The sequence below is a fragment of the Gordonia sp. DT219 genome, from assembly GCF_049847065.1.
Taxonomy (GTDB): domain Bacteria; phylum Actinomycetota; class Actinomycetes; order Mycobacteriales; family Mycobacteriaceae; genus Gordonia.
Window position 1 is genome coordinate 1 of record NZ_JBNCNR010000044.1, and the last position, 8,452, is coordinate 8,452.

General features: G+C 64.9%; 15 protein-coding genes. 3 read left to right on the forward strand and 12 right to left on the reverse strand.

What is annotated here, in order from left to right; translation table 11 throughout:
- Nucleotides 1-61: 61 nt before the first annotated feature.
- From ACPXB3_RS22075 to ACPXB3_RS22130, 12 genes are read right to left on the reverse strand one after another with little or no spacing between them, the layout of a single operon-like run.
- Nucleotides 62-811: a hypothetical protein gene (locus tag ACPXB3_RS22075; RefSeq protein ID WP_425729748.1), complete on the reverse strand. Its 750-nt coding sequence runs from the start codon at nt 809-811 to the stop codon at nt 62-64.
- Nucleotides 811-1,077, reverse strand: a complete 267-nt coding sequence (locus tag ACPXB3_RS22080; RefSeq protein WP_425729750.1) for a hypothetical protein — start codon at nt 1,075-1,077, stop codon at nt 811-813. Before ACPXB3_RS22080 ends, ACPXB3_RS22075 begins: the two co-directional genes overlap by 1 nt.
- Nucleotides 1,074-2,183, reverse strand: a complete 1,110-nt coding sequence (locus ACPXB3_RS22085; RefSeq protein WP_425729752.1) for a hypothetical protein — start codon at nt 2,181-2,183, stop codon at nt 1,074-1,076. The genes ACPXB3_RS22080 and ACPXB3_RS22085 overlap by 4 nt, the downstream gene beginning before the upstream one ends.
- On the reverse strand, nt 2,180-3,184 hold the full coding sequence (locus ACPXB3_RS22090) for a PD-(D/E)XK nuclease-like domain-containing protein (RefSeq protein WP_425729754.1): 1,005 nt from the start codon (nt 3,182-3,184) through the stop codon (nt 2,180-2,182). Before ACPXB3_RS22090 ends, ACPXB3_RS22085 begins: the two co-directional genes overlap by 4 nt.
- On the reverse strand, nt 3,181-3,486 hold the full coding sequence (locus ACPXB3_RS22095; protein WP_425729756.1) for a hypothetical protein: 306 nt from the start codon (nt 3,484-3,486) through the stop codon (nt 3,181-3,183). The genes ACPXB3_RS22090 and ACPXB3_RS22095 overlap by 4 nt, the downstream gene beginning before the upstream one ends.
- On the reverse strand, nt 3,483-3,716 hold the full coding sequence (locus tag ACPXB3_RS22100) for a hypothetical protein (protein ID WP_425729758.1): 234 nt from the start codon (nt 3,714-3,716) through the stop codon (nt 3,483-3,485). The genes ACPXB3_RS22095 and ACPXB3_RS22100 overlap by 4 nt, the downstream gene beginning before the upstream one ends.
- Nucleotides 3,713-3,898 carry a hypothetical protein gene (locus ACPXB3_RS22105; protein WP_425729760.1) on the reverse strand — a complete coding sequence of 62 codons (186 nt, stop codon included), beginning with the start codon at nt 3,896-3,898 and terminating at the stop codon, nt 3,713-3,715. The genes ACPXB3_RS22100 and ACPXB3_RS22105 overlap by 4 nt, the downstream gene beginning before the upstream one ends.
- Nucleotides 3,895-4,035, reverse strand: coding sequence for a hypothetical protein (locus ACPXB3_RS22110; RefSeq protein WP_425729762.1), 141 nt, complete (start codon nt 4,033-4,035; stop codon nt 3,895-3,897). The genes ACPXB3_RS22105 and ACPXB3_RS22110 overlap by 4 nt, the downstream gene beginning before the upstream one ends.
- The gene (locus tag ACPXB3_RS22115) at nt 4,032-4,343 is read right to left on the reverse strand and encodes a helix-turn-helix transcriptional regulator (protein WP_425729763.1); all 312 of its coding nucleotides are present in this window, start codon (nt 4,341-4,343) and stop codon (nt 4,032-4,034) included. Before ACPXB3_RS22115 ends, ACPXB3_RS22110 begins: the two co-directional genes overlap by 4 nt.
- Nucleotides 4,340-4,750, reverse strand: a complete 411-nt coding sequence (locus ACPXB3_RS22120; RefSeq protein ID WP_425729765.1) for a hypothetical protein — start codon at nt 4,748-4,750, stop codon at nt 4,340-4,342. Before ACPXB3_RS22120 ends, ACPXB3_RS22115 begins: the two co-directional genes overlap by 4 nt.
- Nucleotides 4,747-4,890 carry a hypothetical protein gene (locus ACPXB3_RS22125; RefSeq protein ID WP_425729767.1) on the reverse strand — a complete coding sequence of 48 codons (144 nt, stop codon included), beginning with the start codon at nt 4,888-4,890 and terminating at the stop codon, nt 4,747-4,749. Before ACPXB3_RS22125 ends, ACPXB3_RS22120 begins: the two co-directional genes overlap by 4 nt.
- Complete coding sequence (locus ACPXB3_RS22130) at nt 4,887-5,783, reverse strand: phage antirepressor KilAC domain-containing protein (RefSeq protein WP_425729769.1); 897 nt, start codon at nt 5,781-5,783, stop codon at nt 4,887-4,889. The genes ACPXB3_RS22125 and ACPXB3_RS22130 overlap by 4 nt, the downstream gene beginning before the upstream one ends.
- Before the next feature lie 604 nt (nt 5,784-6,387).
- On the opposite strand from ACPXB3_RS22130, the gene ACPXB3_RS22135 reads away from it, so the two are divergent.
- Genes ACPXB3_RS22135 through ACPXB3_RS22145 form a run of 3 tightly spaced genes read left to right on the forward strand, consistent with a single transcriptional unit; the run spans nt 6,388 to nt 8,340 of the window.
- Nucleotides 6,388-6,873: a hypothetical protein gene (locus tag ACPXB3_RS22135; RefSeq protein WP_425729771.1), complete on the forward strand. Its 486-nt coding sequence runs from the start codon at nt 6,388-6,390 to the stop codon at nt 6,871-6,873.
- Nucleotides 6,870-7,445, forward strand: a complete 576-nt coding sequence (locus ACPXB3_RS22140) for a DUF6932 family protein (RefSeq protein WP_425729773.1) — start codon at nt 6,870-6,872, stop codon at nt 7,443-7,445. The genes ACPXB3_RS22135 and ACPXB3_RS22140 overlap by 4 nt, the downstream gene beginning before the upstream one ends.
- A 16-nt stretch (nt 7,446-7,461) precedes the next feature.
- Complete coding sequence (locus tag ACPXB3_RS22145; protein WP_425729774.1) at nt 7,462-8,340, forward strand: hypothetical protein; 879 nt, start codon at nt 7,462-7,464, stop codon at nt 8,338-8,340.
- The last annotated feature ends 112 nt before the right edge of the window (nt 8,341-8,452 follow it).

Below are 8,452 nucleotides of genomic sequence, written 5' to 3' on the forward strand. Positions count from 1 at the left end.
TTTCGGTTCAGGTGGTCCAACACTTTCGCAGCGGTCAGATAGTCGCGCAGTGTCAAGTCGCTCACTTCTCACCGCCGCCCCGCAGGTACCCGGCGGCGTGGAGCCGACGCGCTCGATACAGATGTCTCGTCCGATCAATCCCTTGGGCCTCGTCCCATCCGACGCCAGCGAAGGAGGAGTCCGCGGCGTACATCTCCCGCGCCGTCTTCTCGATCAGCTCCTCGGTGGCGTCGGCCTGCTGCTGCTGCTCGCGCTCCAGTCGGGCGGCATGAGCCTGGAGGGCGAGCGGGTTTCCGAGCCAGACAGTTGGCCCGAGGAGTTCCGCCGCCCAGCGCCAGTGCGCCGGATTGGTGGCGTCGGGCTCGATCTCGGAGATGACGTTCAGCCGGTCCACGTCGTCCATCGCCTGCTCGCGCCAATACTTCTGCGCCTGCTGCGCCTCGCCGGCGCGGCGGTTGGCCTTCTCGCACTCGGCTTTCCACCGCTCGACCTCGGCCGCCGTCTTGCGCTCCAAGTCCCGCAGCCGCACCCGCTCACGCTCGGTCTCGGCCAGCTCGGTCTTGAGCTCGTCGAGGTCCGTGGGGCCGGAGACCTGCTCCCAGCCGGTGAAGTCGAATGCCCACACCGAACCGTCGAAGGTGATGTGCTTGTCGGCATCACTCGGATCGGCGGGAAACCCGAAGCGCGCGGCCTCATTCGGCACGCTGATCCGCTTCCAGTACCCCGGCGGGAGCGCCTGCCGGTAGCGGTCGCGGTCGGCTTTCGCCTGCTCCAGTTCGGCGCGGAGGACGTACGGATTCGGCACAGTCATCACTGCCCCTTCCTGATGAGGCGCGCGAACCAGCCGCCGGCGCTAGCCGGTGCGGAGCCGGGCGCCGCATCCGGGTCGGGCACGCTGTCCGCGCACCCGCACGACGCGCGCAGCTCGAGGGCAACCTGCTCGGCGGCATCGGCGAGCATGCAGCTCGCCGTGTTGCTGTCGAAGATGACGAGTTCGGCAGTCACCGCGGTCGTGGTTTCGTCCAGTGGGTCCAGATGGAAGGCCAGCACCGCGGCCGGCATGCGCACGTCGCTCACTGCTGCACCTGCTCGGCGTTGGTGATGACGTCCTCGACGAAGGCCACGAGCACGCTGTCGCCATCGCCCGAGTTGGCGATCTTCTCGAGCTCGCCGATCACGTGGTCGGTCTCGTCGGCCGACGGCGCCGCACCGAGGTCGCGGTCCGGGAAGAAGCTGGCGAACACGATGCGTCTGCCGTTCTTGTCGTCCTTCGTCAGGCCGCCGCGCTCGAACAGCGCGCTCAACTTCCGGTTCTGCGCGGTCGTCGGCTTCTTCGTCTCCGGTTCCGGCGCGCTGGCCTGGGTGTCGTCGGACTGCGGGGCTTCCGGCTTCGCGACCTCCAGCGAGGCATCCGGAGATGTCGCGCGGCCCAGGCGGGCGCGGAGTTCGTCGACACCAGGCGACGAGGGTCGAGCCTCGTTCGGCACACGGCGCGGAGTGCTCTGCTCATCCTCGACGACCACCGCGTCGTCGCGGTCGCCGATGCCCATCAGGAGGTTCGGGGCGAGCTTCCGGCACACTTCCATCAGCGCCTTCGCGTAGAGCATCCCCTGGGGGTCGGACAAGTACTTCTCGTTGCCGATGATCTTGTTCCACTTGTTCTTTCGGAACTCACCGGTCTTCTCGTCGATCGTCGGCGCGTATCCAGCCTTCTTCGCACGGTCGAGTGTCCACGTGGACGCCTCGGTGACCAGCCCGTCCGGGCTGGTCCCCATGACAGTGACCGCTTCGTCAGTGCTCGACTCGGTCCAGGTCCGATAGCCCTTGCGCGCCAACAGCGCAGCCGCGGTGCGCGCGTAGATGGCGGGCTTCCCGCCAACCGAGAAGATGTTCTGCAGGGCCTGCGTGGGCGAGATCTCCAACTCCAGCCCGTACAGGACAGCGGCGGCCGCATTGCCGATCACCTCGTCGGGCGAGCGGTCGGAGTTCTGCTTGGAGCCGATGCGATAGATGTCGGGGACGGCTGTCGTCTTGCACATCTCGGTGGCGAACCGCGCCGCGAGCTGCATGGCTTCGACCGTGTTCTTGAGCTGCTCGAACGAGTTGGCCTGGATGGGTTGCGCCGGCGGCAGGAGTGAAAGATCCTGCGCGGAGTTGTTGGCGGGTGCGAGGTCGGTGGTCATGCTGTGGCTCCTTCGATGGTGGTGCGGGCTCTGGTGATTGCGGCGTCCGCCCGGAAGCGGGCCCGCTCGGGAAGTTGTGCGACACGCAGGGTTGCGGGCAGGCCCGGCCAGGTGTCGGTGGCGTGGCAGTACGCCCACAGGTCAATTGCGGCGCGCGTCAGGTCGCGGCCGACGGCCAGGTCGGCGGGCGAGATCTCGCACACGTCGACAAGGTGCGGGGGTTCCTTGCCGACGGCGACGAGGAAGAACGAGTCGATGCTCATCCCGGCGAGCTGCGCGGTGTGCAGATAGAACGCGGCACTCAAGTGGTACGAGTAGTCCTCGATGGCGCGGTCGAACTGGCCCGGATCGGCGGCCGTCTTCAGGTCGACGAACGTCGACGCAATGTGCCAGTCGGGGCGGCAGCGCACCCGGGCACCCGACTCGGGGTCGTGCGCCCAGATCGATTGCTCGGCAACACCATCAGCGAACAGCACCTCGGCGAGCGGGTGCGCGCGGACCGCCTCGGCCATGTTCATGACGTCGCGGTACTGCTCGGGCTTCAGCGGCGTCTTGCCCGCGGCACGGATCTCGGCGACCTTCTCTTTCGCGGCCTTCGTCGTCCACGCGTCGAAACCGGAGTCGACGAACACACCACCCTCGCCCAGGACCGCGGTGTGCACCGCGTGTCCCACGTCGAACGCGGCGGACTCCTTGCGCCGGCCGAACCGGTGCTTCGCGGGCCCGCCCGGCTCGAGGATGGTCTTCGCCCCGGTGGACGACAACGAGTCGCGATCCGAGTGGTAGATGCTGTCCGGCACGTCGCGGTACACGCCGTCCTCGGCGGGCACAGTGAAGTGCTGCCCCTTCAAGGCATGTTCCTGCGCGCCATTCCAGCCGTCGCGCCACGCGGTGACCAGATCGGCCGACGCGTACGGGCAGACGGAATCGCCGTCGGCCCAGGCCTTCACACCCTCGGCGGTGGCCTTCGCTTTGAGATCGGCGAACTTGGTCGTTGTCATGCCGTCCGTATCTCCTGCACGAGTTCCATGTATGCGTCCATCCCGCCGATGTCGGACTTGAGCCGATTGCGGGCGCGCTCGATCGCGACGTCGTTGGTGACCTCGTACAGCCCCGACCGCGGTACCGCGCTCGCCCAGAACCCGAGACACATGACGATCTGGGCCATCCGCTCGGGCTGCGTGGAGAATCGGTGCACGATCTGGTCGAGCATGAAGTTGGGGCTTTCGACGTCGAAGATCTCGTCGATCAGATCGATCGTGGCGTCGACGACCTGCTCGGTGTCCGAATACATTCCGGTCATGACCGCACCCCCTGCAGATCGTGCTGGCCGACGAAGAACACTTCGAGGATCTCGTCGTCGACGGAGTAGGTGAGTTCCAGCGCGGGAATCCCGTCCTTCTTGGCGCGCAGGTAGGTGCGGCAGTCGACCTCGCACCACGACCAGCCGGCATGGCACGGCAGATGCACGGCTAGCGCGATGAACCGACTGCGGATCTCGGCGACCTCGGGTGAGGCTGCTGGGGCGCTCATCGGCACGCCTCCATGATTCTGGCGGCGATGGCTGCACCGTTGTCGCGCAAGAAGTTCGAGGCCAGCAGATATCGCGCCCGCTGGTCGTTGTCCGCCGGTCCGCCATCGAGCAGGTCGAGTAGCGACCGAAGCTCGTCGACCCACTCCTGCGGGATGGTGTGAATGTCGGGCGGCGCGCTCATCGGTCGCCCTCCACGATCTCGCCGCGGTCGACCTCGATCGGTTCCCAGTGCTGCGCGAACGCGCCGCGCACCAGGTCGATGAGGATGATTGCGCCGGTGACGAGTCCGGTGGCGCTGAGAAGAATGACCCCGATCATGATGCGACCCCAATGGTGTTGATGGACTGGATTTTTGCGTGCTTGATGAGTTCCTCGATGCCGGTGGCGATGCGATCCAACCTGGCGAGGACCTCGTCGGCCGGCGGCGCCGTCTCGCCGAGGAGCACCTCGCGGAGTCCGGCCGTCGGGACCGAGTAGCGCGACCCGAACCGGATGACCGGCACCGGGAACTGGGACTCGCGGGCCAGCTCGTACGCGGTCGCGCGCGAGATCCCCAGCGCCTCGGCCGCGGTCTGCAGGTCGGTGGCGACGCCGAGCGCGTCGAGTTGGGCTCGGGTGAAGGTCATGACGTGACACCCTCGAACGCTTCGACCGCGCAGCGCAGGGTGGCGGTGCCATTGTCGTCGAGTCCAGCGGCGACGGCGGCAACGTCGACCGAAGTGCCGGCGGGCAGCGCGGCGAACGTGGTATACAGGCTGCGCCCCGACGCGATGACCTTGGCGAGACCGTCGGGGGAGCTGGCCCGCGCGGTGTCGTAGTCGACGTAGACACCGAAGATCGGTGCGGCGCAACGATAGTAGGCCCGGTCCTGCTGCTCGGTGGGCGAGATCGTTGGTGTCACCTGGACGGTGGCTGGTGCGGTGATGCGTCCGGCCGGGGTGGCGTCCGCGGTGCTCGCGCATCCGGCGAGGGTGGCGGTGGCGACCGCGGCCAGGATGAGCGCGGCGGCTCTGGCGGTGAAGTAGTTGATCATGCAATTGCCTTCCAGGTGTGGCGGGCGTCGTCCCAGCGCCAGGCGTGGCCGCCGCTGACGATGACCTGCTCGAAGATGTCGTCGCCGAAGATGTCGGACCGGCGGTGACGGCCGATGTAGGAGTGGTCGTGGTGGATCATGCTTCGACCTCAGTTCCAATCCCCGGAATCGGGTCAATGGCGAGAAGCCCGAGCTTCCGGCGGATGAAGTCGATTCCCGACGGCTGGATGTATGTCGTGTAGCTGCAACCCATCTCGCCGCTGGATCGCTCATACTCGTGCGGCTTGACCTCGAAGTGCCGCATGTACTGCTGGTACGGGGTGTTGCGCATCGACCCCTTCGCGATGAAGACGCCCGCGTTGCGGAGATCGCGGAACAACTTGTTCTGCGAGGTGCCCAGCATCTTGGCGACGGACCCGACGCTGTACTTGCCGGTGGCGTCGAGGAAGTTGTCGTAGGCGTCGGCCTTCGGTTCCAGCTCGGCGTTCTTCGCCTTCAGCGCGAGACGTTCCATCTCGGCGTTGCGAGCGATCTCGATCAGCTCCAGGCGCGTGATGTCGCCGCCGTTGATCGCTGGCCGGGTCTCGGCCTCGCGGGTGCGGATCGCGAAGTAGGCCTGTGCGGCGGCAACCTCGGGCTTGCGGGGGTCACCGTTCATCGCGACGAGGTAGCAGGCAAAGCGGGCGAGTTCGAAGTTCTCGCGCGGACGCCCTCCGGACTTTTCCGAGGAGGCTCGGAAAAGGTCGTGAGCGTCATGACCGCTTGCGGCGGCCGACGCGCTGGCCCGCTCGATCACCTCAGGAACACGGTCCCAGCGGTCGTAGCCGAGCAGGGGCATGAGGTCGCGGGCCGACCAGAACTCGGTGCCGTCCTCACGGGTCTGCTTGATCCCGTCGAACGGCGACTGGCCGCTGTTGATCGGGGTGATATCGTTGGTCACGAACTCTCCTTTGTTCATTGCCCGCCCGGTGTGTCTGCGCCGAGGCGGGCGTTCTTGTTTATGCCGGTTGCTTGATGCTTCCCGAAGCGACAATCACACGGGCCGAAAAGAGCGACCCAGGAGGGGCGTTCAGCGCCTCCTCGATGCGGCGGGCGGTGTCCGGCCCGACCGAATCTCGCGCGCTCTTCCCTCGCGATCTGAGGAACGCGATGGTCGACGTTGAGCACTTGGCCTCACGGGCCAGGTCTTCGTTCGTCATGCCCCGGTGCTTCATGTACTGGCGGAAAGCCTGCTTGCTGATGAGTCGCACCCAGAGCCTCCCTGTGTCGTGGTGAACCGGTGTGGACACTGTAACTCCATTCTTGGTGCTTGGTCAAGCGGTAAGCCTATGTAACCACGTCTGGTTACAGCCCGCAAGCCACGTAACCGGGCTAGACCTGCTGGCCAGCGAATTACAGTGATGTGATTCGTAACCGTCACAGTTACACTCTGGCTATTCGAACAAGCGGCAAGCATGGGAGCGTCTGAAACCGTGAGCGCATTGAGTGACCTGCTGAACAGCGGGACCGTCACCGCACGGCAGGCAGCAGACCGAGCCGCCGAGAAAGGCATCCGCCTTCCCTACGGAACGATTGCTGCGTACTGGTCCGGCGGACACGGCCGGCCATCGCCAAAGACACTCCGTGCACTCGCACAGGTGGTGCCGTTCACCGAGAAGCAACTCCAGCGCGCGGCCTGGAACACGACCGCACCCAGTGGGCCGTACCGTCCGCCCGAGGAAGCGGACCTTCTCGATGACCGGCAGCGCCGAGCAGTAGACGAGCTCATCAGGAGCATCGTCGCGACGCGAGGAGCTGAAAATGGAATGGAAACTGCACAGGAATCGCGAGCACCGGGCTCGGAGGACGAAGACCAGAAGACCGGCGCGGGTAGCCCCCGCGACGGTGGCACCGACCCCGAGGGCCAAGCGGCTGACGACGCCCGGCCGAACGTGTGGCGGGAGGAGCCCGACGAGAACAAGGCCGACGACCTGATCGGGGCAGATCAAGCCTCGGGCATTGATGCCAGCACCACCCAATCCGACGTCGACCTCGTCGGCGGTTGGCGCCGCGGTGGCGGGGAATCGGAGACGCGGAGGATCAGGCGTGAGCAAGATGAGGCGGCGGAGAGGGGTGACGTGTGACAATCCCAGACATTCGGGAGTCCGGCCATCTCCCCCCAGGTAGATATCGAGCGACTCTCAATGAGGTCTATGACCGATTCGTCGCGCACGAGGATTTCGCCGAGAGTACAACCAGGCAGGATCGGTTTCAGGACCTGAGCGACTACCTGGGAGCCTGGAGACAGGTTGAGTCAACGACCAAGACAGCACTCTTGCGATCCCTTTGGCTCGCGGGGAGCTTTGTCTCAAATAAGCTGAACCCGAAGGATATTGACCTCACTCCGATCATTGACGGTGTAATTGCCGATGAGATCAAGGGCCTTCCAGGATCGGGCGGAGTCCGGAAGCTCTCCTCCGACCGGATGTACGTCAAGAAGACGTTCCGGATTGAGCCGTTTCCGATCCGCTGGCACCCTATCGTACATCCGTTCGAATCTGAGCTAGACCTGGAAGTAGGTGAAGCTGCATACTTGTCAGACCGAGGGATGATGGATGATTGGTGGCAACGGTGCAGAGTTGGCGATGAGGACGTACCCACACTTGAAGGCTGCGAGGCTCGGCGAGGCTACTTGGAGGTGGTACTAGATGGCTAGACCACACCATACGGGGGTGCGGCCATACCAGCATCGCCCTGAGCTTGATGAGGCTGACGACCAGGCGCCGAGCGAGTATCTTCGTTCGGCGCTCGTCCGTGGGCTGCGGAAACTTGACCCCGCCACTCGTCTGGACACGCTTGCGGACGTGCGATTGTTCGGGCCAACTTTCGACGGCGGGGTCTTCGAACGTCGTGCTGCAGACATCTTCATCCGCGTCCAAGACGAGGTCGACGCTGCCGTCGATGATGAAGACCGGCCATCCGTCCAGCTCGGTTTTCGTAGCATCGGACGCGGAAGTGTTGTTCTTCACCTGCGACCAATGGCACCTATCAGGTCGGGCGAAGATCAGATGGTCCCCATGCCCGAGCCATCAAAAGCGGAGCTTGCGCTCACCAGAATTCTAGATCTTCATGACGCGCTCGAGGCCGGACGCACGGAGGAGGTGGCAGAAGCCGATCGAGACCTAGCCACAAGACTTCGCCAGTTGGTCGAAAGCCTCGATGCGGCTGACGCGGGAATCGAGCTGGACATTTCTGACTCCAACGGCACCCGACGACTTTCGCGGCTGTCCGCAGAGGGCCGGGCTGTAGCGCGCGCGTACTTCGAACGCCGCCCTCAAACCTCGACTGTTGTGCTCGCTGGATCGCTGCGCACGCTATCGGCATCCGGGCACATCGAAGTGCAAGTCGGCCGCAGAGTTATAGAGGTGACAGACGTACCGGTCGAGATAAGCGAAGATCTCAAGGCACAGTTCAACGACTTTGTCCGAATCCGCACACGCCGGACAGCCGAAGTTGCCCCTCGAGGAAAATCATCGAAGGTCACTTACACGTTCCTTCAGGTGGTGAGCCACGACGAGATCGTGCCGCGCGAAGAACTAGCAGCTTTCTAGCGGAACTACACCCATGTAATTCCTGGTCAGCGCCGTTTCTGTCAGTAGTCACCCATATGGTTCTCGGCATGTACCACCCATGGCGCGAGGCTCGGCGTCGCCTTCATCTGAC

Bases quoted from the DNA above. Each gene is read 5' to 3' on its own strand.
- ACPXB3_RS22125 (WP_425729767.1), bottom strand. From the start codon at position 4,890: ATGATCCACCACGACCACTCCTACATCGGCCGTCACCGCCGGTCCGAC.
- ACPXB3_RS22120 (WP_425729765.1), bottom strand. From the start codon at position 4,750: ATGATCAACTACTTCACCGCCAGAGCCGCCGCGCTCATCCTGGCCGCG.
- ACPXB3_RS22100 (WP_425729758.1), bottom strand. From the start codon at position 3,716: ATGAGCGCCCCAGCAGCCTCACCCGAGGTCGCCGAGATCCGCAGTCGG.
- ACPXB3_RS22090 (WP_425729754.1), bottom strand. From the start codon at position 3,184: ATGACAACGACCAAGTTCGCCGATCTCAAAGCGAAGGCCACCGCCGAG.
- ACPXB3_RS22115 (WP_425729763.1), bottom strand. From the start codon at position 4,343: ATGACCTTCACCCGAGCCCAACTCGACGCGCTCGGCGTCGCCACCGAC.
- ACPXB3_RS22105 (WP_425729760.1), bottom strand. From the start codon at position 3,898: ATGAGCGCGCCGCCCGACATTCACACCATCCCGCAGGAGTGGGTCGAC.
- ACPXB3_RS22095 (WP_425729756.1), bottom strand. From the start codon at position 3,486: ATGACCGGAATGTATTCGGACACCGAGCAGGTCGTCGACGCCACGATC.
- ACPXB3_RS22085 (WP_425729752.1), bottom strand. From the start codon at position 2,183: ATGACCACCGACCTCGCACCCGCCAACAACTCCGCGCAGGATCTTTCA.
- ACPXB3_RS22075 (WP_425729748.1), bottom strand. From the start codon at position 811: ATGACTGTGCCGAATCCGTACGTCCTCCGCGCCGAACTGGAGCAGGCG.
- ACPXB3_RS22110 (WP_425729762.1), bottom strand. From the start codon at position 4,035: ATGATCGGGGTCATTCTTCTCAGCGCCACCGGACTCGTCACCGGCGCA.